This is a genomic window from Thermosporothrix hazakensis (genome assembly GCF_003253565.1).
Lineage (GTDB): Bacteria > Chloroflexota > Ktedonobacteria > Ktedonobacterales > Ktedonobacteraceae > Thermosporothrix > Thermosporothrix hazakensis.
Map to the genome: position 1 here is coordinate 11,953 of NZ_QKUF01000025.1, position 22,792 is coordinate 34,744.

At 54.6% G+C, this 22,792-nt stretch carries 22 protein-coding genes; 7 read left to right on the top strand and 15 right to left on the bottom strand.

From position 1 onward, the window contains the following. Positions 1-181: 181 nt before the first annotated feature. From EI42_RS24130 to EI42_RS24150, 5 genes are all read right to left on the bottom strand, one after another. Positions 182-1,615 (bottom strand): phage terminase large subunit family protein, encoded by a 1,434-nt coding sequence (locus EI42_RS24130; protein WP_111325208.1) that lies wholly within the window; start codon positions 1,613-1,615, stop codon positions 182-184. A gap of 12 nt (positions 1,616-1,627) precedes the next feature. Continuing rightward, positions 1,628-2,062 (bottom strand): hypothetical protein, encoded by a 435-nt coding sequence (locus EI42_RS24135; protein WP_111325209.1) that lies wholly within the window; start codon positions 2,060-2,062, stop codon positions 1,628-1,630. 9 nt (positions 2,063-2,071) lie between these two features. Beyond that, a complete protein-coding gene (locus tag EI42_RS24140; protein ID WP_111325210.1) occupies positions 2,072-2,407 on the bottom strand; it encodes a hypothetical protein in 336 nt (111 codons plus the stop codon). A 15-nt stretch (positions 2,408-2,422) separates the two neighbouring features. Next, the gene (locus EI42_RS24145) at positions 2,423-3,472 is read right to left on the bottom strand and encodes a hypothetical protein (protein ID WP_111325211.1); all 1,050 of its coding nucleotides are present in this window, start codon (positions 3,470-3,472) and stop codon (positions 2,423-2,425) included. A 76-nt stretch (positions 3,473-3,548) separates the two neighbouring features. Then, positions 3,549-4,526, bottom strand: a complete 978-nt coding sequence (locus tag EI42_RS24150; RefSeq protein ID WP_170142876.1) for an N-acetylmuramoyl-L-alanine amidase — start codon at positions 4,524-4,526, stop codon at positions 3,549-3,551. Between the two features lie 397 nt (positions 4,527-4,923). Here EI42_RS24150 and EI42_RS24155 point away from each other — a divergent pair, with 397 nt between their 5' ends. Beyond that, entirely contained in the window at positions 4,924-5,418 is a 495-nt protein-coding gene (locus tag EI42_RS24155) for a coiled-coil domain-containing protein (RefSeq protein ID WP_111325213.1), read from the top strand. Between the two features lie 184 nt (positions 5,419-5,602). Next, positions 5,603-5,776 (top strand): hypothetical protein, encoded by a 174-nt coding sequence (locus EI42_RS32790; protein ID WP_170142877.1) that lies wholly within the window; start codon positions 5,603-5,605, stop codon positions 5,774-5,776. A 204-nt stretch (positions 5,777-5,980) separates the two neighbouring features. Here EI42_RS32790 and EI42_RS24160 read toward each other — a convergent pair whose 3' ends face one another. Continuing rightward, a complete protein-coding gene (locus EI42_RS24160) occupies positions 5,981-7,207 on the bottom strand; it encodes a helix-turn-helix domain-containing protein (RefSeq protein ID WP_111325214.1) in 1,227 nt (408 codons plus the stop codon). Positions 7,208-7,413: 206 nt separating this feature from the next. Between EI42_RS24160 and EI42_RS24165 the strand changes: the two genes are divergently transcribed. Beyond that, on the top strand, positions 7,414-7,659 hold the full coding sequence (locus EI42_RS24165) for a hypothetical protein (RefSeq protein WP_111325215.1): 246 nt from the start codon (positions 7,414-7,416) through the stop codon (positions 7,657-7,659). Positions 7,660-8,011: 352 nt separating this feature from the next. On the opposite strand, the gene EI42_RS24175 is transcribed toward EI42_RS24165, so the two are convergent. The 3 genes from EI42_RS24175 to thiO form a co-directional block, all read right to left on the bottom strand. Further along, positions 8,012-8,569, bottom strand: coding sequence for a GNAT family N-acetyltransferase (locus tag EI42_RS24175; protein WP_111325217.1), 558 nt, complete (start codon positions 8,567-8,569; stop codon positions 8,012-8,014). 565 nt (positions 8,570-9,134) lie between these two features. Beyond that, positions 9,135-10,115, bottom strand: coding sequence for a hypothetical protein (locus tag EI42_RS24180; protein ID WP_137686410.1), 981 nt, complete (start codon positions 10,113-10,115; stop codon positions 9,135-9,137). 216 nt (positions 10,116-10,331) lie between these two features. Beyond that, a complete protein-coding gene (gene thiO / locus EI42_RS24185) occupies positions 10,332-11,447 on the bottom strand; it encodes a glycine oxidase ThiO (protein ID WP_111325219.1) in 1,116 nt (371 codons plus the stop codon). 737 nt (positions 11,448-12,184) lie between these two features. Here thiO and EI42_RS24195 point away from each other — a divergent pair. After that, positions 12,185-13,195, top strand: coding sequence for an NADP-dependent oxidoreductase (locus tag EI42_RS24195; RefSeq protein WP_246046541.1), 1,011 nt, complete (start codon positions 12,185-12,187; stop codon positions 13,193-13,195). Between the two features lie 101 nt (positions 13,196-13,296). Here the strand turns inward: EI42_RS24195 and EI42_RS24200 are convergent, their stop codons facing one another. Next, positions 13,297-14,301, bottom strand: coding sequence for an alpha/beta hydrolase family protein (locus EI42_RS24200; protein WP_170142878.1), 1,005 nt, complete (start codon positions 14,299-14,301; stop codon positions 13,297-13,299). 387 nt (positions 14,302-14,688) lie between these two features. Here EI42_RS24200 and EI42_RS32795 point away from each other — a divergent pair, with 387 nt between their 5' ends. Both EI42_RS32795 and EI42_RS24205 read left to right on the top strand, forming a co-directional pair. Continuing rightward, complete coding sequence (locus EI42_RS32795; RefSeq protein WP_211326330.1) at positions 14,689-14,832, top strand: hypothetical protein; 144 nt, start codon at positions 14,689-14,691, stop codon at positions 14,830-14,832. Positions 14,833-14,860: 28 nt separating this feature from the next. Then, positions 14,861-15,376, top strand: a complete 516-nt coding sequence (locus EI42_RS24205; RefSeq protein ID WP_111325223.1) for a hypothetical protein — start codon at positions 14,861-14,863, stop codon at positions 15,374-15,376. 120 nt (positions 15,377-15,496) lie between these two features. Here EI42_RS24205 and EI42_RS24210 read toward each other — a convergent pair whose 3' ends face one another. Continuing rightward, positions 15,497-16,174: a zinc ribbon domain-containing protein gene (locus EI42_RS24210; RefSeq protein ID WP_137686409.1), complete on the bottom strand. Its 678-nt coding sequence runs from the start codon at positions 16,172-16,174 to the stop codon at positions 15,497-15,499. 382 nt (positions 16,175-16,556) lie between these two features. On the opposite strand from EI42_RS24210, the gene EI42_RS24215 reads away from it, so the two are divergent. Next, on the top strand, positions 16,557-17,405 hold the full coding sequence (locus tag EI42_RS24215) for an alpha/beta fold hydrolase (protein WP_111325225.1): 849 nt from the start codon (positions 16,557-16,559) through the stop codon (positions 17,403-17,405). A 97-nt stretch (positions 17,406-17,502) separates the two neighbouring features. Here the strand turns inward: EI42_RS24215 and EI42_RS24220 are convergent, their stop codons facing one another. The 4 genes from EI42_RS24220 to EI42_RS24235 all read right to left on the bottom strand — a co-directional run. Beyond that, positions 17,503-18,102, bottom strand: coding sequence for an MFS transporter (locus tag EI42_RS24220; RefSeq protein ID WP_111325226.1), 600 nt, complete (start codon positions 18,100-18,102; stop codon positions 17,503-17,505). Positions 18,103-18,126: 24 nt separating this feature from the next. Further along, on the bottom strand, positions 18,127-18,705 hold the full coding sequence (locus EI42_RS24225) for an MFS transporter (protein ID WP_111325227.1): 579 nt from the start codon (positions 18,703-18,705) through the stop codon (positions 18,127-18,129). 767 nt (positions 18,706-19,472) lie between these two features. Further along, entirely contained in the window at positions 19,473-20,312 is an 840-nt protein-coding gene (locus EI42_RS24230; protein WP_111325228.1) for a hypothetical protein, read from the bottom strand. A 36-nt stretch (positions 20,313-20,348) separates the two neighbouring features. After that, the coding region (locus EI42_RS24235; RefSeq protein ID WP_249033478.1) for a COR domain-containing protein at positions 20,349-22,792 on the bottom strand (2,444 nt) is incomplete at its 5' end.

The following is a 22,792-nucleotide window of genomic DNA, read 5'->3' on the forward strand; positions in this document are numbered from 1 at the left end:
ATGTACATACTTTGAAGCATGCTTCTGCAATATATCAATAAAATTCGATTCACCCATCTTCAGGATACACACAATTGCTATCTGTTCTGTTGCTTGAATGATCGAATGAGACTTGCTTTCAGGAGAGAATGGTCTATCGATCTCTCGTTGCAGTGGTGTTTTCATGGGGCCATCCTCTCTCTTACAAGGGACCATCCAGGTAGCGAGGGCGAGGCCGGACGATCAGGCTGCGCTCGGCGGCGGGAAGCATTGATTTCAGCGCCTCGGCACAGAGGGCAAGGCTCATCACCATGTCATCATGTCCCTCTGAAGGGTCGACCGAGAAGGAGAGCAGTCCTTCCCCTGCCGAGGCACAACGCGTCAGGGTCAGTTGCTTCCAGCACTCGGTGTAGAGCGGCGCGGGCGCTCCCTCGGGACGATAGAGCGTACAGCGTCCGGCCTGAATCAGGCTGAGCAGGTGATAGGCAAGGCGGCTCTTGGACTGGCGCGTGAACTGAAATGGCTGGACACGCTCCCCACCAAAGCGCTCGCAGAGCAGAGAGGCCAGGCCCTCGCCAAGCCCCGTCCTATCAACCACCAGCCGCCGAATATTCCAGCGCTCGATCAGATGCGAGAGGGCAGCATATTGAGCAAGGTGCGTCATTCCGTTCCAGCAACAATGGTGCACAATGTGCAGACAGGGAAGATCGAACTCGTTCCAGCTCACGCGAGCAATCGTCAGCACAGTGCTATCATGCGACTCCGCTTCCCGAGCCTCGCCACCGATATCGAGCCCGGCAATGTACAGCGCCTGCTCGTCCGGTTCGGCCTGCCAGCAATGAGAGCCCTGAAGCTGCTGAAGCTGCACTTCACCCAGAAAGCGCCCGTTGTTATCGAGAGGCTGAAGCAGGTATTGCGTGCGAATCGAGAGATGATCTGCTCCCAGGCGCGCTATCTCACCCTCAACAAAGGCCCGATAACGCGGGTTGATGGCGGCAAGCGTGGTCCAATCGTACTCGAAATGCCGCTTGATGCCGTCCTGCCGTTCAAGCTCAAGGTTGTGGGCCCGCATGCGCGCAAGCAAGGTATCATCCGTCCAGGCGGTGCCATAGAGGACCGTCGTGGCGTTAGTAGTACTCGCCATCGGCTTCAGCTCGATATCGAACTTTTCGGGTGCGACATCTTGCGCCTCGTCGACTTCCAGGAGCAGCGAGGCCGTCGCGCCCACGATGTGGCTTTCGCGCCCGGCAGAGAAAAAGAGCACACGCGGCCCGCTCTGTCCGGCTTCTGGAGCAGGCGCAAGACCCACGATGTAGCCGTAGGATTTCCAGAGCCGGGGCGCGGTCAGCGGCGCCTCGAGGAGGGAAAGCAGGCGCTGCCGCGAGTTCACCACCTGAGGCTTATAGGTGGGGGCTGCCTTAACAATGCTGCCCTCATCCATGCAGAAGAGCAGATAGGCCTCAAGCACGGCGCTGAGCTGGTTCTTGCCCATCTGGCGGGCGAACATCACGGTGAAGGTGCGTCCGGCCCCGCTCAACACCGATTCGAGGATTGCGTCCCCGACCTCTTCCTGATACCAGTACAGCGGCCTGCCAAGCACCTCGCGGGCGAACCAGCCTATGCGCCGCTCCGTCATCCTCTCCCCTCCCTATGCCTCAAGCAACGAGATCGTCACCTCATAGTTACACTCAATCGGCCTGTCAAGCGCCGCCAGTTGCGTATGCAGATCAAGCACGCGTTCCTCATAGCTGTCGAAGTAGACGGGAAGCGCGTTGCCACCAAGCGGCTCGACAAAGGAGATCGTTCGCCCCACATTGTTGAGGTAGGAGGCGCGGAGCCAGTCACGATACTGCTGACCGCTCACGCCCGTTCTCTGGCCGTTGTAGCGCTTGAGCCCATCAACACACAGCAGGGTCATCGTCCAGACGCGCCGGGCCGGGCCGCCATCGACATAGGCAAGACCACCGTCGAGACGCGGCGTCGCATGGCTCAGGCGCGACTGCTTCATCACGTAGGTGCCGGGCTTCAGAAAGTAGCCGACGTTATCCAGAAGCAGTTCACAATCACGACCAATCTGCGCCATACCCCGTTTCTACTCCTTTATCTGCTGAATGCGCGTGGCGATACTGCCGCCCTGCACATCCTGAATCAGAACCAGTTCCCCCTGAATGTCGACGCTCATGCCGCGGTTCCGCATTGCTGCACAGATTGCCGCTATCACCGCTTCGAGACGGGTCTTCTCGCGGGCGATGGTGTCCAGGCGCGCCCGAAGCGTGTCGAGCTCGGTGTTGAGCGCATCGATGACCCGCTGCTGTACCTCATTTGCGGTGCGGGTTGCGCCGGTGCGCCAGGCCAGAAAGCCGCCACAGACCGCGCAGAGCGTCATCAGAATACTGACCGTGCTGAGAGCTGTGTTTACTGTCTCCATGCTTGCTTTTCCTTTCTACACGCGTTCACCCCAACGCACCCAGGCAGTGGACGTAGACTCGATGCGAAGCTGCTCAAGCTGTTCGAGGAACTGACGCATCTTCTGAAGCGCCGCGATGCGCCAGGCGACAGGAACGCTCGTATCATCGAAGCGATCGCCGAGGGCCCCATCCTGAAACCGAAAATTGTCGTTCGTCGGCACCTGATAGGCCTCCATCGCATAGGCGCTTGCTCCCAGAATAATGAGCTCCTTGTGCTGCTCGGGGATCGTGCTGCCGTAGTCGTCGAGCTGGTGGCGGGTCGCATAGAGCACGCGAATGACCTCGCCTTCGGTGGTCGGCAGCTCCTCAGGCGGGATCAGCAACGTAATCAGGATGCCATTCTGTGTCACCTGCTCGGCGAATGGCTTCTCCTGCTGCGGCCAGAGCGGCACGCCCGAGGTGTTGACCGTTGGTGGGAGCGGTCGCTTGCTCAGTTCCTCATCGGGCATGGTATCGACATAGGTGGTCGTCGCGTTGTCGGGAAGCGTCGCCAGCAGGTGCAGCGACGTGTCACCCACCAGCGAGCGATAGATGTTACGAGCAATCACACGGTTCGGCGTGCCCGCGGTCCCCCTGACAAGCGGCGCGACCGGAATATCATTCAGCACGACATAGCGATAACCCGAGGCAGTTGTAATCGTCGCGATCGCGCCGGGCGTCGTTTCGCCATTCGCGGTGATATAAGAAACAGCATAACGATATGTCCCGATAGAAAGCCCATCACCTGCACTCAGTGCCGCATTCACCGCTTTTTCAGGCGGAGGAAAGGCTGAACCATAGATGTGAAACGGGTAGAGCACCCGATCCACCCGAAGCGGCGGCGCGACGGTTCCCGTCAACAGGTAAGAGCGCTGCGCGGGCTGCGTCGCAAGGTCAGCGGGGATAATATGGGGAGCAACCTCGCTGTATCGCGTCACGGCTTTCTCGATCGCGCGGTCAATATCGCGGTTGGTCCAGCGCGATCCTCCTGCATCAAAAAGGTCAAGGCGCACCAGATCTTCAATATCGTTGAGCGTAAACGTCATACCATCCTCCCATCAACTCCACATATGCGCTCACGGAAGCCCTCCGTGCACCTGGAAGGCCTTCCGAATGTAGTCTCTATTTACACAGGTATTGCAGCACTGGCAAGGCGTTGCGCAGAGCGTTCTGCATCGGCTCAGTGAGCCCTACAGGCCGAGCGGCGAGCTTGGCTTTCAACTCGGCCACTTCCTTATTCAGCGCGGCGGTGCGAAGCTCATAGGCCTGTAATTCCTGCCCGGTCCAGGCCTCAAAAACGCCTCGTTTGGGTGTCCACTCAAGCGTGGTCCAGCGGAAGCGTTGGCGCGTGCCGCCTCCCAGGCTCGGATTACTGATCTCAACGGGCGTTGCCCCATGCTCGCTCTCAAGCGGCCAGTTATCGGCATGCCATGCGTGAGCAAGCACGTAGTCGCGAAAGCCCTGCACCACTTTGACCCCGTTCGGCGCTACAAGCGTCTTGCCATCATCTTTCCAACCGGAAGGAACCATTGCTGCACCACCTTTCACAAACTCCCACAACTCGGCCCACGGATACGGCCCCGGACAGCCTGAACGGTTGACAGGGTCTATCGAGAAATGGCCTGTAATGCCGCCCCGGGCATCAGCGAAGCGCGGCGGAATCCCCCACCGCTGGCAGATGTCCGCAATCAGACGAAATGAGGCGGCTTTCTGCTCGGTTGTCAGCGAGTCGCTGTTATCCTGACTTGGCTTCACATGCTCAATGGCGATGGTGAGCAGGTTGGGATTGAGCCCCATCTGCGACCACCATGCGTCATGATGGACGCCATCACCGCCTGTACCCGGCTCTCCGGTAATTGCGCCATTCGCCCACGCTGCATTTATCTCATGCACGCATTGAATCACCTCACCATCACGCCCCACAATATAGTGTGCAGAGGCCTCTGTGGCGGGATCAGCGAAGTAGTCGGCGCACTGGCGGGCAGTGGTAAAACCCGCGGTTCCATGCAGAATAATCCATGCAGGCTGCTGACCCTCACGACCCACCCAATGATGCGCAGCAGGCACGAAAAGCGCTCCGTGAAAATCGCTATTCCCCATTATCTTTAGCTCCATGAATAGAAGAGGTAGAAAAAGAGGAAAGGCACTGGCACCCTCTACAGTCAGTATACCGGTAAAAGCTACATAATGCAAGAATATGCAATAAATTCGATCCAGAGTGAGAAGCGGGTTCTCCTTTTTTAACGCGGCTTTTGGGGACAGAATATCGGCCTTCCCGCGGCCAGTTCAAGAGGAAATGCAGCGAGCGGCAATCGAGTTGCTGAGCGAGTATTGCTTGCTTTTTTCGAGTTTTTGCATTAGAATAGCACTTCATCTGAAGATTTGATGCAATGCACAGAAAAGGCAGAGGTTGAGTGATGAGCGTACAAAAAGTGAAATGTGAAGGATAAGACCGCACCGTAGACCCGTTTGTTTTCTAGTAATAGGAGAGATCGTTATGCAACGGGAACCTTCACACTCGATGAATCACGTGCACCTTATCCCCGAGCGAGAGACCGACGAGAGGCAAGAGGTCGAGCAGCTCCGGGCCGAGTTGACCGAGTATCAACAGCAAATAGAGCGGCTTCAGATGCAGTTGCGCGAGAGCTTTGCGAAAGCGCCACCCGAGCGCGGACGCCTCCTGACTGTCTGGCTGCTGCTGCTGAGCGCGTTCTACCTGGTGAACATCTGGCTGGTATTCATGGGACACGCCAGCACCTCTCAGCTTCTCATCGGAACGATGGGTCTTATCGGGATCGTCGGCACGTGGCAATTTAAGAAATGGGGCTATGGGCTTTTGCTGATTACCTACGCGCTTGGTTTGCTCCAGAGCTGTGCGCTGGCGACGGTTGCCCATAACACGCCTTTCGCCCTCATTTTCCTGATCGCAACCCTCATCGGCGCGGCGGTCATCTCGCTGCTGGTGTCCCTTCAGTGGGATGACTTCTCCTGAGAGAGCCGGGCAAGGGTTTTCCCTCTTGCCCGTCTTCTCTGTTTCCTGCATACTACCTCTATATCCCAAAAACAGGGAAAATGAAGAATATGCACACTCACTCTCTGGCGCTTGACGAACTGCTCTGTATCAGTCTGGAAGCGACCAACCAGACAGGCCTGGCGACCTCAGCAGTTAGCCTGCTATGAACGATCTCAGGCGGTCTCACCCCTTCGTTGATGGAAACAAGTGTACGGCGTTGATCGCCGGGCTGATCTTTCTCGAGCAGAACGGTCAGGAGCTTCACAACACTCAAGGCGCTATTGGTCCGGAGATCGAGCGTCTGGTCATCATGCATGACGTGCCCCTATCTGCTTGATTGGCGTACACCTCGTCTTCACGCCAAACGAGAGCCAGCAACCGACCCGAGATCTACCGTCACACATCTCTGCACAACCTACGCCAACGATCTCCGCTATCTGGCCAAACACTGAACTCTGCATGTGCCTCTCGCTCCTCTGAAGAAAAGCAGGAGGCACTATCCATAGAACCTTCTCTCGACAGCGAGAAAAGAGAACGAGTACTACTCGACTCGCAGCGTTTCTAGAATCGAGGTCCGAAGCTCGGGCTGAAGCGTCTGCGCCGTCTCAAGTATTTCTTCATGCAGTTCTTTCACAGCCGTCACCGTTTGATAGCCTGCCTCTTCGAGTTCCTGTAGAAAAGCAACGGAACGACTCACCACATGCGGCGATTGGAGCATCAGGCCGCGCTTGAAGAAAGTCCGTGCCTCTGCAACGCTTGCCTCTATTTCCCCGATCGCCCGATAAGCCCGAGCATAATCGAGCGGACCCCAGGCGTGCAGCCAGCGGTTATTGTCCTCCTCAATCTGCCGCTCGATGTCGGGGCGCAGCGCAAGCGTCTTCAGCGGCTCTCCAATGTCCAGATAGCCATAGCTTGCCTCAGCCATCACGCCACTGAGAGAATGATAGAGAAAATCGGTACCATCGCCATAGGTCGTCAGCTTGCTTGCAAGGTTTCGAGCAGCCTGTACAGCACGCTCAAAGCGCAGGGCATCATGACTGCTGGCATACACACGAGCAAGATAAGCATGTATAAACACGGCTATTTGCTTGCTTGTCTCAAATGAGCGATCACGAGCCAGCTCAAGCGCCTGAACCGCATCCTGCTTCTGGCCCAGGCGCTCAAGCTCGGTCCCCTGGCACATCAGTGCAAGGACGATGGCAGGCGTATCCTCTATCTGCTCGGCAGCACGTTGCATCTGCTCGTACGATTGCAGCGCCGCACGATACTGCTTCCGCTCAACCTGCACCACCCCAAGTAGCTGATAATATTGGGCAAGCAACATAATGTACGTGCGTTCTTGCTTGATATTGCTCGGTAGCTCGGTTGCGCAATAGGTAAACAGGGCTCGAAGCCGCTGTACAACCTGCTCCGTGTGCGGAAGTGCCACCGTATAGCGCAGACGCCAGGCCTGATGGATCAGGCATTCAACCAGTTGCAGCGTCTCCTGAAACAGCGAATGCCCGTGTTGCCGCTGGAACTGGCCAGCAAACGGGTTGAACTCCGACAGGCCGAACTTCCAGAGCGGGACCGCCAGCACCTCGCTCAGGTGGCGAAGCTGCTGCTGATCGGTGATAAGCTTCTGCCCGGCTTCGACCGCCTTCACATAGCGCACACTGACACCGCTTCCGTCCGCATACCACTGCGAGGCGAGCCATTCCTGCGTCTTCCCGAGCCGTTCGCGGTACTCTTTAATCACCAGTCCGTGGTGGTAGGAACTGCATTCCACAAAGCCACTCCCTTTCAAGGGTACCAATTGGTACACCCTTCTCCACAGCTATCACTACAAGAGATGCACAAAAAGTGAACCAGGAAGTACATTGTGTTCGCACTATAAAATTCTCTATTACATAGGTAGGTACAAGAAATAGTATACCACATTTCAATATGCAGCGTCTTTGACACGAACAGAGGCGATTGAAGGGAAAGGTGGATATGATGAAACAGCAAGCATGCCAGGATCCGCTTCTTGATTTCAAGGCATCATACACGGAGCTTATCGCGGTCAATGCGGCAATCCAGCGCTACTATCACATGCTACAGATGCGCCGCGTGGCAGGACAGAAGGTTTCGGATGGAGAGGCACAAATGGAGCAAATTCTTGTCCATTTTCAGCAGAGACTGGTTCAACAAATACGCTATTTTCAAGCGATGCAAGTAAAAGGAGCAACACCGACTTGATCAAAGGGAGAAGGGAAAGGTGGAAGTTGTGAGGCAGAAAAAGAAGGTGGAATATGTGGTTAAAGGAGGGAAAAGGGTCCTTTATCGAGGGACAGATGTACATGCTGCATGCACCGTGTTTCTGGAAGCGGCCAAAGATCCCACATGGTTTAAAGCGCGAATCCAGCTTTTATTGAATGGTCAGGAGTTAGCCGTCTTTCTGAAACGGTATCATTCCTGATATAGTGAACCTTGCTCTATCTACTCCTTATAGAATAGAACCCTGTAGGAGAGAGCCCCCTGCGTCTGTACATACACATATGCTTTCCCCTCAGCTATCTGTATGTACAGACGTTTCTGTAAATAGAAGAAATCAGCGGACGAAGCGTGCCATACGAATCAGATCAACATAGAGCCCGGGTGCCAACTTGACTGCTTTACGAAAGCGCCCCTCCTCCACGAAACCGAGCCGCCGATAGAGCCGGATCGCGCCGCTATTGGTGGCGAATACGTCCAGATTGACCTTCTCAAGCGTCGGATGCGCCTTCACCCAATCGAGCAAGGACTGTAGCAGCAGCGTACCGATACCCATGCCGCGCCACTCCTTTTTGACGGCAATGCTAAAGCTGCCGGTGTGCTCGAAGCGCTTGAGGCGCTCACCTGTAAAAAGCAGGTAGCCAACGAGCGTATCACCACACCGGGCAACCAGCGTTAACATGCAGGGATGTTCAACCCGCCGTATCAGCCACACAGATGCCTGGTTGCTTGATACCTGCATCTCTTCGGGTAACGTCACCATCGTATCGCCCTCGCTCAACACCTCCTGGTTCAGCAGCATAAGCGGCTCGACATCTTCTCGCTGTACGCTTCGTATCGTTAAAACGTTTCCTGGAGCAAATGTATAGCTATGCGGTTCATAGGTTCCCATCATTCCTCCTGCTCAGCCTCATCAGTATTACACTTCTTCTATTCTTCCAAAGAATGCCACATCGAAGCGAAAAAGGCAAATCATCGGGCCGCTTCTCAGGTGAGAAAAACCCGGCTCGAACGTACTTCTTTCTGAACACGTTTTTCCGGTTGAAACGGAGACAGGTATTCCAGTATTTCAAGAATGAGTATCCCCGGCACCTGCTGAAAGAGGCTTGATGCTGTTCCCCTGGCATCTACTCAGTTCTATCCACCTCCAGTAGCGGCATCAACCAACCTCCCAGGCTTCATGCCGAACTGTGTGCTGGCGACAGAGTGGCATACTCTACGCCATATTCGCGCATATCGCGCTCTTTGAAAGCGGGTTCGCCCTGCTTCTCAAGCTCTCTGTCACAGTTGTGGCGGTTTCAAGCAGCATGGTTCTGCAGCCCGATTATCTCAGGCTCACGGCAGGCACCGTTATATACTCAACTTCTTTTTTTATCTGTACTGCACTCTGTATCGATCTTGTGGATCATCTTCTGACCACGCCACTTCTAGAAAAGAGCGAAAACAGCATACACAGAAAATCAAGAACACAATTGCAGAAGTTGCTGTCTCTCTACCTGACATTGCATTTTCAGAACCAGGAACTTTTTGAGTTCGTGGCACTCCTGAAGCAGCGGCTCCTGCGGCCCGAGGTGCGCCCGGATCAACTCAGGCAGCCCCGAGCGCCCGCAAAAGAGCGCCTGATACAGCTCCTGCGCGTTGTCGCGCCCTTCCGGCACGAACTTGAGCAGCGGTGAAAATGCTGATTCGTGCAAGGCAAAACATTCGAGCAAGGAAAGCAGTAATTTACAATAATGGATTTTCTGACGCTGTTCCTGCTCATATTGCAGTCGTAGCTTGACCTGCTCGAAGAGATCGAGAAGGGAGATATCCAGGAGGCGACACCCGATGGCAGTGTAGGCAACTGTCGCCTGATCGCCTGCATTCCAGAAGCAATCCCAGAGCAGGTTTTCAAAAAAAGGTCGTCCCTGCTCTCCATACAGTGCAATGCCGAGCACAAGGCCACTGTTGCAATCCGTCGAGGCTGTGGTTGAGCCAAGCACAAAGAGCTCCTTTGCCAACTGCGGTCGCCCGGTTTTGACTGCAAGGGCAGGCAGGAACTCGCTCTGCCACCAGCTTTTTCCGAAGCACTGACGTATCTCCGCCTCGATGTCTGCTCGCAGCCCGGCACAGGGCAGGTGCAGGAGCCCCAGGCAGGCTTCAGGAACGCCCTGACGCGCATAATACCAGAGCGCCTGTTCAGCCGGTTGGAACTCCATGTAGCCCAGTGAAAGCAGAACCTCTTCTGGCATATCATCCCGCAAGATATCCTCCTGAAAGCTCGCCATAAAGAGGCGCTGCGCCAGCTCCGGGCCACCCAGAACGCGAATGGGAAGCAGCAGCTCTTCCCGTCTCCCTGGATTCTGCAAAAAGAGCGAAAGGAGCGCTTCAGCATCCTGAGCGGAGCCATAGAGCGCGATTGTTGCACAATAGGTACGGGCAATAGCACTGTGTATCGACACACATTGGTAGAGATCTATCAATTTTCTAGTGGTTTGTAACACGCGATCAACCATCCCCTTTCTTCATAGAGGTGGAATAGAGGTAGAAATTCGATAGGGAAGAAAAAGCGCATTCTCTTCTACATGTATCGCATGATAAACCATTATTGGACAATATTCAAGTCTTTTTTCGGCTACAGCCCTCGATACCACCACGCTCTCTAGCGCAGCTCTCGCTTATTGTGCAAACCGTGCAGGAAGAAATGATTGCATCAGTTGAGGCTGCTCACGATTGAGAATAAAGTCAGCTATAACTTTTCCTGTAATTGCGCTCAACATGACACCCACGCTGTTGTGACCGGTCGCGACAAACACGTTCTCCCACCCGGGAAGCGGCCCGAGGAGAGGGCGTAGATCAGGCGTTCGAGGACGTATGCCAGCCCACGCCCTCACCATTGGACTGTCTGCAAGGGAGGGAAGCAGCTTACAGGCCGACGCACGCAACCATGCAACCCCTTCTGCAGTCACCTGCGGCTGAAGCCCGGCCTGCTCTTTTGTTGCGCCCACAAAGACCGTCTCACCTTTAGGAATAATGTAAGCGCCCTCACCAAAAATGATCTGCTGTACCGATTGCTCAGGTTGCTTAAGTGCCAGCATCTGGCCCTGCAACGGCTGAACTGCGAGCGGGGCATGCAGCCATTGTCCACATATAGTTGACCACGCACCCGCCGCGAGCACCAGATGTCGGCAGGAGATCTCAAGTCCCTGGGCTGTCTGGAGACCTGTCACGCGCTCCTGCTGGATAGAGATATGACAGACGTCCTGTTCGGTATAGAGGTGCGCGCCAAGCCGTTGCGCAGCTCGGGCGTATGCTTGTACAAGCGCGGGAGCTGAGATATGGCCCTCTTCGGGAGCGTAGACAGCGGCAAGCACATCGGGCGAGAGCATCGGCACCCGCTGTCGAGCCTCGTCGCCACTCAACCAGCACGGAGAGAAGCCAAGCGTCTGCCATGCCTCGTAGCGCTTCCGGAGGTGTGCCACCCGCTTTGGATTTCGCACAACACGTAACGCTCCCGTTTGTTCATAGCGAACCTGCATCTGTGCCGTCTCTTCCAGCTCTGGAAGCAGCGTCAGCAGTATATCCAGGCCAGAAATGAGCAGCTCCGCCAGCGGCCCTGGTGCGCTAAGAGGGCCCAGTGGGGCGAGGAGCCCCGCCGCCGCGCCAGAGGCCTGTGAACCGATAGCCCCCCGTTCAAGCACCAGCGCGTCAATTGCATGTTTTCTCAAATAATAGGCGACGGCACAGCCAATAATTCCACCGCCAATAATGGCGACATCGGTTGTGTGCTTCATTCTGTTCTCGACTCATACTCAAACAGGTCTTCAAATACATCAGTATAGATCATTTCTCTTCCCAGAAAAAGAGGAAAAATGTTCTAGCTAAAAGAGAGCGTTTCCAGCGCAACTTCTCCGCTATCTTCCCTTTACAACTCATTTAAAAATCGATATACTGAGAAGGAGAGTGCTCAACCGGGAGAGCATCGATCCGACAACAAGCGAGTTATATGTGCGTTGAAGCCAAACAATACACAAAAAAGATGCTCGCGTGTTAACGGGCCACGCGAGCAACTCAACTCACTTCCTGTACAGAAAGCCAGCAAGTAAGCTGAAAGCAAAGTTGACACAATGTGTCAGAGCTTCAGAATGGAGGCAAAAAAGATGCTCATTCTTTCTCTATTTTAAGGCATTATTCGATTAGATGTCAAGTGGATCTTTTTTTGCATCACCTTCATAGAAAGCGTGTTCAAAAAGCGGAAGAGCTGATTCAGGCACACATTTTCAATAGCATCGATTTTCCAGGCAGCATCTTTATGTATCAGATGCACATCAGACATATGAGCACCTGATGTTTCATCAAGTATCAATATGGCTTTAATCCGTCTCTTTTACCCGAGGTGCAGCTTCTATCAGAAAGGAACAGAGGAACGAAGTACTACGTGATTGGCACAGTTACCTGATAGGGCGTTGTACCGTGTTCCAGAAGAGAGGATAAAGTAGCCTCAATTTTTTATGTACAGGAGACAATGCCTATGAGCAAGAAGAATCGACAAATTGTGCTGGCAAGTCGTCCACAAGGATGGGTACAGGAGAGCAATTTTCGTCTTGTCGAGACCGATGTACCCGCACTCAAAGATGGTGAAGTATTAGTCAAAAATATCTATCTTTCACTCGATCCATATATGCGAGGTCGCATGAACGCGACGAAATCCTATGCCAGTAGCGTCGAAATTGGACAGGTTATGGTCGGGGGGACCGTTGGCAAGGTGGAGGCCTCCAAAAACCCGCAATTTCGGGAAGGAGACGCGGTACTTGGCTATTTTGGCTGGCAGGAGTACGGGATCTCCGATGGTAAGGGCCTGCAAAAGTTGCCTGAAAGCAAGGATATTCCGCTCTCGACTTATCTGGGGGTGCTTGGCATGCCGGGACTGACCGCCTGGGTCGGCCTGATCGAGATCTGCCAGCCAAAACCGGGAGAAACAGTTGTCGTTTCTGCCGCCTCTGGCGCGGTGGGAAGCGTGGTCGGACAGCTTGCAAAAGCTCATGATTGCTGTGTAGTCGGTATCGCGGGCGGGCCTCAGAAGTGCAATTACATCGTCCAGGAGCTCGGGTTTGATCAGGCGGTCGATCATCGTGCCGGGAATTTACAGGAAGATCTGGAAAAAGCCACGCCGAACGGCATTGATATCGATTTCGAGAATGTTGGCGGCGAGGTGATGGATACAATACTCGGCCGTTTGAATACATTCGCCCGTATCGCGCTGTGCGGCATGGTCTCGCAATACAACGAGACACAGCCGGCTCAGTTCCGCAACTTCGGGGCGATGATCGCCAGTCGCGTCAAGATGCAGGGGTTCCTGGTCGGTGACTATCAGCATCTCTGGCCCCAGGCCCAGGAAGAACTTACTTCCTTGCTTCAGGCCGGGAAGCTCAAGTATCGCGAGAGTATCGCGCATGGCGTGGAGAACGCGCCAAAGGCGTTTATAGGCATGCTCAAAGGCGAGAATTTCGGCAAGCAACTGGTGAAACTCTCCGAAGAATAGCCACTCTTCAGCATCCAGCCGAGCAGTCAGAGCGTGTATTCCTCAAACTGCACTCTCTCCAGGCTGGATGCTCCTGCACTATTTTTCGCATATTGCCTTTTTCAGTGCGCCCCCTTTTCGTGTTGCAGTATAAAGCGCTGTTGCACCCACTGTGTAATCAGGTCGAGATAGCCGGGCGCAAGGGACTGCTGTTCAGGGGGTAGCAGAAACGAACGATCCATCTCGCGAAAACCACCTGTCTGGCTCAAGAACAGGGCGTGATCGGCCTGAGGAATGGTCGTTACAGTAACATCAGGATTGTGCTTGAGGGCAGAAGTATAGAGGCGGGCGCACTCCTGTCCGTTGATAATTGTGTCACGTTCGCCAAAAACGGCCAGGAACGGGCAACGAACCTCTTTCAAGAGCGAGAGTATATCGCTGTGTGCCTCTCCATGCATATGCTGCTCATAGCGCTTCTGATCCCAGATCCCGGCATCTCTGAGCCAGGGTTCCTGCAACATCAACCGTTGCAAGCTTTCAACCAGGCTATAGGGGGCCTGGGCCCTTTGCAGAAATAAGCGAATTTTGCTGAAAGCCAGTGCTCGATCAACGTCAGTGAGCTCATATCCTTCTGTCAACAGGTGATTGGTCACACGAAACAGTTCCTGCTCATCGCCGATGTCAGGCGGAACCGAGGCAGCAATCATAAACGCAACGGCCTCTGAAGCCAGCGTATAGATCAGGGGAAGGATCTGCCCGGCCTGGCTAATCCCCCAGAGCCCGACCTTATCGGCAGCGATATCGGACCGCCTCCGAAGCCAGTTCAGCGCTGCTACACCCTCTTCTGCTCGCTCCTGCTGACTTTGCGTTGTCCAGTCGCCTGATGAAGCGCCAATGCCGGGCTTATCCCATGAAAGCGTGGCGATGCCCCGTCGCGTGAAGGCCTCCCAATAGTGAGGAAACATCCCAAGCCCATCACGCGCCATCGAGCCAGCGCCCGGCAGAAGCAGCACGGCAGGAAAGGGGCCGGAACCCTCCGGCAAGCAAAGCGTTCCAGCAAGAACAGTGTCCCCGTTTTGAAAGGCGATCTCTTCCTGTCGATATGACAGCATGGAATGCTTTGACAAAGAAATCGTTTCACTCCTTTTGTAGAATCTGTTACTCGAAAGTATACCAGATATTCTTCTCAAAAGTATAGTCTCATGCGGACACGTGCGCATATACGTCACCGCTCTCCCTTTCAATAAACGGCCAGGCAGAGCAGTTTTCACTCCCCGTTCCCGGGACAAGCATAGAGGTCTCTCATTGAGAAATAATCATATAGTTGGCTTGATTATTCGGGAAATAGCAGGTGCTCATTCTCGCTTCAAAATACAGGAAAGCAGCCATTGCTCGGTGATATCTCTTTTCTATCAATAGTGCAGTACTCCATTTTCTTCCTTGCACACATGTACAAAATACCCTATACTCTTCAAAGAAGTTACCCTTTGGAATGGAATACAGAGCAGCCAAACATGCAAGAGGAAAATGAGCGCGACAGCTTCAGCGACTCAGTGAACATCATTGACACAGGAGCAGTGTCAGAAGCCTTTCAGCCAGCCTGGAAGATTACACCAGGCAATGCAGGTAGAACAGCCAGAGAAGCGCGTTCAGCCTGACAACCACTAATCGGAGTATCGCTTTATCATGTCAAAACATACGCAGACGGAACCAGAAGCTCGCAAGCCAGCCACACCCCGTTATCGGCTCTGGCTCTGCATTGTGGGCCTGGTTGCTTTTTTGTTACCGCAATTACTTCTTCCCGGAGGCTTGCTACAGCGCCTCATCTTGAGCCCATTCAGCTCGGGGGGCTTCGGCTTTATCCCCGGCGTCATGCTCCCTGAAGCGCAATATCAAATTCCGCTCCTGCTGCTGGCGGCCCTGTGCATGATGGTTGTCTGGCAGCGTACGGTACACAGACCGGGACGCAAGCCAGGAGCCCGCCGAGGCGCAATCGCAGGCCTCTGGACCGGACTGCTTATCCCTCTGATCTTTACCATAGCCTCTCTCCTCTTCTACATCATAACCACGCCTCAAAATGCTGACACTAACTCTTCTATACAAATGCTGTTCTGGATCCTTCTGCTTGCTATACCTCCCAGTATGGTTGTATTTGCCCTCGCCGGTGCTGTGCTCGGTTTACTGGAACAGCGCTTTCACTGATTCTCTCATTTCACGAAAAATAAAAGAGCCTGTATCGACCATTTATCTATACAGGCTCTTCGTGGCATCCAGAGCGCTCGTCAAATAGTTCCTATCGCGCAGAGAGCAAGGGTGCTCTGCCTACTTTACCTGGAACGTTTTGACAGCAGCAAGCTTTTCATCACTGCACGAGGATGTGCTGCACCAGTAGAATTCAACGGCACCATATCCAGATTCGTAATATTCATGCGAATAGTAGCCACCGCCATACTCGCGGCCCATCTCAAGCGGCTCTCCCGTATCGGGTGGATCTCCGTTGAAGTACCATTTCGTGGTTACATAACCCACCGCACCCTCTTCAACATCGAAACTCGCGTATATAGTTTGTCCAGAGTTAAAAACATCATACGATGTAGTACCGTCTTTAGAGTCGGTAAGAATAGTAATTTTGAATTTTGCTTCAGCACTGGACGAAACAGTATTGCCGGAAGGCGGGTTGAGCTCGGTATAGGGCGTCGGCGAGAGCGCGTACGCGGCGGTTGCAGTGATTTCAGCCTCGCTGGTCGCCGTTTCCTCAGCCGTTTCAGTCGCACTATAGTTGCTGGTCTCGAATAGACCGAGACCAAAAGCCCCGCCAAGCGCAAAAATACCGGCGCAGACACAGGCACCAATTAACAAAAGCGCTCCTAGAATAGAAAGAGTGACAATAAGACCTGTATTGCGCTTTTGTGGCGGCATGCTGTATTGAACCGGCTGGCCGCAGCGGGGGCATGCAGGAGCGCCAGGCGGTAAGTCAAATCCACATGAAGGGCAACGCATACAAAACTCCTTCTCGAATTCATACAGATAGAGTTGTTCCGTGGTGGGAGGTTCAGCAGAAAGCGAGATGTCACTTTCTGCCACACCGAAATATTTCCATCTAAAGATCAGCAGCAATTATCATAACAGGAAAGATACACACTCGCCAGCTTCTTTAAAATGAAGCCCGTCACAATTTGGTTTCTTTTGAACGGATTTTTCTTTCCCAAGAAAAGGGGCCAAGGATAACGGATGAGCTTTAAAAGAGAGGTGAGAACAAGCGAAGGGTGTTCTCTCATAGCCTTTTTCGTCTGCCATGTGAAAAAATCGCATTGAAAGTAAAATCATATCGTTTTATACTGTTTTATAGGTAATTGGAGCCTGGAAGTAAAGTGAGGGAGAAATGCAAAGAAACACACATCGTTGTAGCGGCTTTGCGGAAGTGAATGGAACACGGCTCTATTTCGAGATGGCCGGGAAAGGACGGCCTCTGGTTTTGCTTCACGGGCACTTTTTAAACCATACTCTCTGGAATATGCATTTTGATGTGCTCGCACAGCATTACCGCGTTCTTCGCTTTGACCTGCGTGGTTTCGGTCAATCCGCTCCCTACCTGACGGAACCGCGTCCCTTTTTCTGGCATGAGGATCTGTGGCACCTCCTGCATTACTTCGAGTTGAAACCTGCCTCACTGATTGGCTTCTCGCTTGGTGGAAAAGTCGCGCTCGATTTCGCCCTATCACAACCGGATATGGTAGAATCTCTCGTCCTGGTCTCGACCGGCGTCAGCGGCTTTCACATCAAAGAGCGCACACGAGGAAAACCGCTTGAGGACGCTTTCCATTCGATCGAGCAGGCATTAGAACAAGAGGATCTTGAACGAGCAGCAGACCTCTGTCTGCGCACCTGGACGATTGGTCCACATCGCACGGAGGAGCAAGTCAGCGCCAGAGTTCGCAACTTTATCCGGCGCGGCACCCTGCACCAATGGATGAATCAATCCCACAAAGTGCTTCAGCCTCTGGAGCCAGCTCCACCCGCATTTGAGCGTCTTGAAGAAGTACAGGCTCCCACGCTCATTCTTGCTGGCACCCAGGACGTTCCGGCCAGCGTTGAACTGGCGGAAATCCTGCGCAAGCGCATCCGCAGGGCTCGCAGAGTGCTCATTCCCGACGCAGCACATCATCTGATCCTGGAACATCCTGAGCTGTTTAATCGTATCGTGCTCGATTTCCTGGCAACATACCGATAAACAGAAAAAGGAGATGTCCCACCTCCGAGACATCTCCTACGCACGTTCGACGAGGCGTGCCTTTTCCTTTCCTTCTTATCAGGGCTCTTCGACTCTTCTATATTTGCTGCCTTCGCTCAAGTTTGAGCGCAAGCATCGACATAACCAGCGCCATACAGACAATGAAGCAGAGCGCCAGGCGTAGCGAAGACGCCTCAGCCAGCCAGCCAACCACAACCGGGCCGCTTAATGACGAGACGTAGCCAACACCCGTGATTAGCGCTATTGCGGCTCCTCCATGCAAACGCCCGGCAGCTCCGATGACCGTCGGCGCGATGCCCGCAACACCAATGCCGAGCAGGGCAAAGCCCAGAAATGCGGTCGGCGTCGTGGGAACCAGCAGCGCAAGCCCTAGCCCTGACGCAGCCAGTAGAGCCGCCCCACAGACAAAACGACGCGGCCCAAGCAGAGCGACAACCCGATCAGTGCTGAATCGCCCGATGGACATCGTAAACGTGTAAACAGAGTAGGCCAGCGCGGCAATACCGGCGCCACTCTGCACCGTGTCACGCATATAGATTCCGCTCCAATCGCTCATTACGCCCTCGGAGAGGAAGGCACAAAAGGCGATGACTATCAGAATCAGTAACGCTCCTTTTGGGCGCAGCGAGGCCGTTTTGTCCTGCTTCTGATGCTGCTCTTCCGGTACAAAGTGCATGGTTGCCAGCAAGCCACCAATCAGCTAGACAATACTCATCAGGCCAAAATGGAGCCAGACCGGCATATTGATTGACGCGGCGCCCGCACCAATCAGCGAGCCAGCGACACCCCCGAAGCTCCAAAAGGCGTGAAAGCTCCCCATCAACGGACGATTGTATCGCTGCTCCACTGCAACGCCTGCCACGTTGATCGCGATATTCGTCAGGCTGGACCCAAGGGCATAGACACCAAGCATACAGGCAAGCGCCCAGACGTTTGGCATCATCCCGAGCAAGGGAAATAAGAGACAATAAAAAAGAAATCCTATAAATGCAGTTGTACGAGATCTCAGGCGTACTACCAGCGTCCCGGAAATGGGCAAGCTGAGCAATGAGCCACAATTGAGACCGAAAAGCGCGATCCCGAGCGTTCCCGGCGTCAGATGCAATTGCTCGCTGACGGCAGGAATACGCGCCGCCCAGGTGGCAAAAGTCATCCCGGTAATGAAAAAGGTCGTCGCGACCGCGATACGGGCACGGCGTGGGGTTTGCCTCCGGATGCTCCCAACGACGGCGGGCTGCTGCGCGAGAGATTGCGGTGTAGAGAGTACTATTTCTTCCATCACCACTTCGACGGTTTTCCTTTGACAAAAGTAACAACCGATCAGTATTCTCGGCAACGTAGCTCCGTCCGCCCGAGAAGAGCCCTCCTCTTTGCGCTCCTATGCAGCATTCGGCATATGTTCACCGGATATGGCTTTTCCCCTCCTCGCTTTTTTGTCCATCATTCCCCCTACAGCTCGTTTCCGCATGGAATATGAGCAGCGTAGAACGGCATCTGATCCGGGCTCACGGCATCGAGCAAGGTTCCTGTATTTTGCCTCTTTTGTTGCAATATATCATATTAATATGGTAACTCTATACATTCAACGCTATCATCCTTTTTGCGAACTCTTTCGAGCAGCAAGACTTCATATGGCCTATCCAAACAATATCGGGTGACCTCCTCCCTGGCGCTGTTTTTCCGGCCTAGGATGGAGAAGGCTACAAACACGTATTGCCATTTTTACAGGATGGTGCGGCATGTCGGGCTACTTCGCGCCTGGCATAGCATCGCAGTTGAACGGCGTACCTGGCAGGGGGATCGGTACCCGCTTCTACCTTCCCTGCGCCCCCTTCAGGCCGTGCACCGGCCAGGCTCGTGGTACGGCCTCATTGGAGCAGGGGACGCGATATGTACATTGAAACCGAAAAGAAGGTGAGACGGCTCCGCAAGCGCCGCATCGCCCACCAGTATCGCGTGTACCAGAAACGAAGCGGTCGGTTCTGAGAGCCGCTTTGTTGCATTTCCGGCGAGCAGGCTACATGAAAAACGTGGTTTGTCCGCCTGCTAGAACATCTGGGGATACGAGAGCCGCGCCCGTCGGACGAACCAATGCAGGATCTCAGGAAGCGCTTCCTCCCGCACAAGCTGCGCCACCGGGAAGCGATACAGGCGGCCATGACGCGCAAAGTAGATGCCAAACGAGTTGATTGCGTGCTGTTCGGGAGCGCCTGCAATCCCGCCCAGACGATACAACAGATAGTAGCCAAGCAACTGATCCACATATTCCCTCTTCACCCGCAAGTATTGCGTGGTCTTAATATCAATCATACAGTCATCGAGGATGAGGTCAACATCCGCACCCTGCACCAGAGCCGATGCACCAAAGCTCGGGTTCAGCAAGCAAACCGTCTGCGACGAGAGCTCGGAGCGCGGCACCAGCGCAAGCAATTGGCGTAGATCCTGAATATCGAGCTGCTGAACGATGCCAAAGGGCTGATGGAGCCTCCCCATGCGCACAAAGGGATCGATCTGCGCCAACAACAGCGCCGACCAGAGCAGCGCGTCTGAAGGCTCGCCATCCTGCATATAGCGGGCAACGCGGTCCTTCGCCTCCGCGACGATCTGCACAGTCAGCGCGGCGATTGGAGTTCCGTAGGTCGCTTCAAGCTCGTCGTAGAGCAGCGTTGTTGCCAGCTCGGCAATCCAGGGCTGGGCGACGGCGTGCGTATAGGTTCGCTGCAAGGAGAAACGTAACAGGTAGTCAAACGCGGTTCCGACAAGGGCGTAATGGCGCGTGAGAGGAGGCGCGATCGGCTCTCCCTCCAACGGCGGCCCTGTGAACGGGAACGCCTTTCTCAGCGCGGCTTTCACATCCCTTTCGGCGATAAATTGGGTCAGGCTCATGCCCCACTCCTCTCACTCTTCACCCCAATTGGCAGTCTATTGTATCGCATCGAGCACCAGCAGTCGCGGTTCATACTGGCGTCGATGCTCCGGACAGAGCCAGAATATGTTCCCATCCGGCGTGATCGTCTTCGCAAGCCCACCCCACTCACAGGATGGGTCAGCCACCTTTAAGAAGCTATGCAGCGCACGTAAGGCGGCCCCAACAGCCGGTTCAGCCCGCATAAAGTGCGGATCGGGCAATCCCCGTTCCAGCTCATCATATTGCGGCAATGTGGATGGAATCAGCGAGACAAGCTCTTCGAGCACGGCAAGCGGCTTCTCATAGGTTTCCTGCATCTGCTCGTTATAGAGCGCTCCCAATGCCTGCCCAAGCGGCACCCCATGCCGGAGGAATTGCACGACGTAGTGGAGCCACGGGTTCACCTTCTGCCACCACTCCTTCGCCTCGCGGACCGGGTAGCCCTCACCAATGGGATGCGGGCCCGATGGATGCTGACAGAGCAGGATCAGCCTGTATTCCCGGCTAACCCAATCTTTCGGGTTCCACCACCTCCGATCTCCACAGGTCAGGTAGAAGACGTTCGGGCACTCGGCCTCAAGCTGCTTCATCTTGAAATTCCACTGACGGGCGAAGTTGCGATTGAGCAGCTCCGCCATCTGCTTCAACTGCTCCCGAAGCTGCCTTGTCTCTTCCCGGCTAGCATGCACATCGCGAAGAAGCTGCTTCTGCCCTTTGAGCAGATCGTGCATAATGAGCTCATCCGTACTCGGGTGAATGCCGTATAGCAGTTGCGATACCGAGACCTCCTCGAAGCTTTCGGGACATTCCACTGTCGCACGTTTCGCCTTCCATCGGCGCTCAAGATCCTCATAACGATGGTAGCGCGGGCACGGCTGCGCACCCGGCTGCTTCCAGTGGCAGATACAGGGAACCTCGCGCCGCATCTTGAGCCCTTTGAAGTCCGATAGAATCTGCTCGATGGTCGCTTTTAAGATGACGAAGAAGTTATGCGGCGCAATCCCCCAGACAAGCAAGCGGAGTTCACGCGCCATCGGGTTCAATTCGGCGCGAGCCTGATGGCCGTCGTGTTCGAGCAGGACGCCATCGCGCCAGTGCAAGCCGCGGGTATAGCGATGGGTACGCACGATAAAGCGGCTCATGACGCCGGGCGGCACCACTTCAAAGCGGTAGACCATCTCGACCTGCGAGAGTCCATCAGGCGGCGATGTGGGCCACGGATCAAGCTTGACCGGCGGCTCAAACGGGAGCAATTGCGGGACAAGGCTTTTTGTCGATACATTATCACGGCCCTCAATCTCAAGCTGATAACTCAGGTCGAAGCGCTCCATCAGCCGCAAGAAGATCGGATACAGGTGCGGCTCGTACTCGTTGCCCTCATCGTCTCGTGCCCAGATGCGAGGCAGATCTTCGTGCTTGAGAATACCGCTTGCCTGCCTGACGGCCTCATCGGTCAGCACGAAGCTGATTGCCTTTGTGATCCAGTTTGGCTTGAGCACGACCAGATTGCGCAGGATCATATCATCCCCGAAATACATCAGCTTGCCAAGCTCGTGCAGATAGGTTCCAAGCGTCCCCTGGGCAATTATCCGCTTGATGCCATGCGCTCTGGCGATATTGCAATATTTTTCAGCCGAGATATGGTGCGGCTTTGCTTTTTGGAGTGACTGTTCAAACTGCGTCCAGCGCTGCGGCCAGAGCTGCCCGACGAGCGGCAATTTTTCTGCCTGCTCAAGAATTGCTGATTTCAATGCATCGATCCCAGTACCATCCCTGTTGCTGACCGGGAAGAGACCGACAAGCTGCTTGTAGGTCTGCTGATATTGCTGATAATTCAGATCTGGAGCCCGCTCATCGGTATGCGTCGCGACCAGCAGAACCGGCGAGTCGGGCGCGTGAAGCTGGATCAGGTCAAGCCAGTAATCAAGCCGACTCTGTTCGACGCCTACACGCGCGTTCCAGACGAGCAGGTAGAGCGTGCGACGGCTCAAGAAGAACTGATGGGTCGCGTGATAGATATGCTGGCCGCCAAAATCCCAGGTATTGAGCGTGAGCGAGCTTTCAGGGAATACCAGTTGCTCAACGCGAATGCCATGCGTGGTCGCCGACTGAGCCTCGAAAGCTTCAGCGCGTAGAGCCCGCAGGAGCGATGTTTTCCCGGTCCCGCCCTCACCGATCACCATCACCTTCGCCTCACGGCGCTCCTTGCCATCTGCTTGCAATTCCCGGAGAAAAGAGCGTATCGCCGAGGTTCCCTGCTCCACGATCTCCGGAGGCGGCATGAGCAGTTCATCTGTACCACGGAGCCCAATATCATCAAGCATCTCAAGGTTGCCCAGTTCTACCGGCAGGCGCCGAAGTTGTCGGTTGTCGCTTAGATTGAGCTCCCTTAACTGCTGCAACTTCCCTATCTCCGCCGGCACCTCCCTTAGCTGGTTCTCTGAGAGATCCAGCCTCC

Excerpts from the sequence above, each read along its gene's own strand:
- EI42_RS24130 (WP_111325208.1), bottom strand. The coding sequence starts at position 1,615 with ATGACGGAGCGGCGCATAGGCTGGTTCGCCCGCGAGGTGCTTGGCAGG.
- EI42_RS24135 (WP_111325209.1), bottom strand. The coding sequence starts at position 2,062 with ATGGCGCAGATTGGTCGTGATTGTGAACTGCTTCTGGATAACGTCGGC.
- EI42_RS24140 (WP_111325210.1), bottom strand. The coding sequence starts at position 2,407 with ATGGAGACAGTAAACACAGCTCTCAGCACGGTCAGTATTCTGATGACG.
- EI42_RS24145 (WP_111325211.1), bottom strand. The coding sequence starts at position 3,472 with ATGACGTTTACGCTCAACGATATTGAAGATCTGGTGCGCCTTGACCTT.
- EI42_RS24150 (WP_170142876.1), bottom strand. The coding sequence starts at position 4,526 with ATGGGGAATAGCGATTTTCACGGAGCGCTTTTCGTGCCTGCTGCGCAT.
- EI42_RS24155 (WP_111325213.1), top strand. The coding sequence starts at position 4,924 with ATGCAACGGGAACCTTCACACTCGATGAATCACGTGCACCTTATCCCC.
- EI42_RS32790 (WP_170142877.1), top strand. The coding sequence starts at position 5,603 with ATGAACGATCTCAGGCGGTCTCACCCCTTCGTTGATGGAAACAAGTGT.
- EI42_RS24165 (WP_111325215.1), top strand. The coding sequence starts at position 7,414 with ATGATGAAACAGCAAGCATGCCAGGATCCGCTTCTTGATTTCAAGGCA.
- EI42_RS24175 (WP_111325217.1), bottom strand. The coding sequence starts at position 8,569 with ATGATGGGAACCTATGAACCGCATAGCTATACATTTGCTCCAGGAAAC.
- thiO (WP_111325219.1), bottom strand. The coding sequence starts at position 11,447 with ATGAAGCACACAACCGATGTCGCCATTATTGGCGGTGGAATTATTGGC.
- EI42_RS24195 (WP_246046541.1), top strand. The coding sequence starts at position 12,185 with ATGAGCAAGAAGAATCGACAAATTGTGCTGGCAAGTCGTCCACAAGGA.
- EI42_RS32795 (WP_211326330.1), top strand. The coding sequence starts at position 14,689 with ATGCAAGAGGAAAATGAGCGCGACAGCTTCAGCGACTCAGTGAACATC.
- EI42_RS24205 (WP_111325223.1), top strand. The coding sequence starts at position 14,861 with ATGTCAAAACATACGCAGACGGAACCAGAAGCTCGCAAGCCAGCCACA.
- EI42_RS24210 (WP_137686409.1), bottom strand. The coding sequence starts at position 16,174 with ATGCGTTGCCCTTCATGTGGATTTGACTTACCGCCTGGCGCTCCTGCA.
- EI42_RS24215 (WP_111325225.1), top strand. The coding sequence starts at position 16,557 with ATGCAAAGAAACACACATCGTTGTAGCGGCTTTGCGGAAGTGAATGGA.
- EI42_RS24220 (WP_111325226.1), bottom strand. The coding sequence starts at position 18,102 with ATGCACTTTGTACCGGAAGAGCAGCATCAGAAGCAGGACAAAACGGCC.
- EI42_RS24225 (WP_111325227.1), bottom strand. The coding sequence starts at position 18,705 with ATGGAAGAAATAGTACTCTCTACACCGCAATCTCTCGCGCAGCAGCCC.
- EI42_RS24230 (WP_111325228.1), bottom strand. The coding sequence starts at position 20,312 with ATGAGCCTGACCCAATTTATCGCCGAAAGGGATGTGAAAGCCGCGCTG.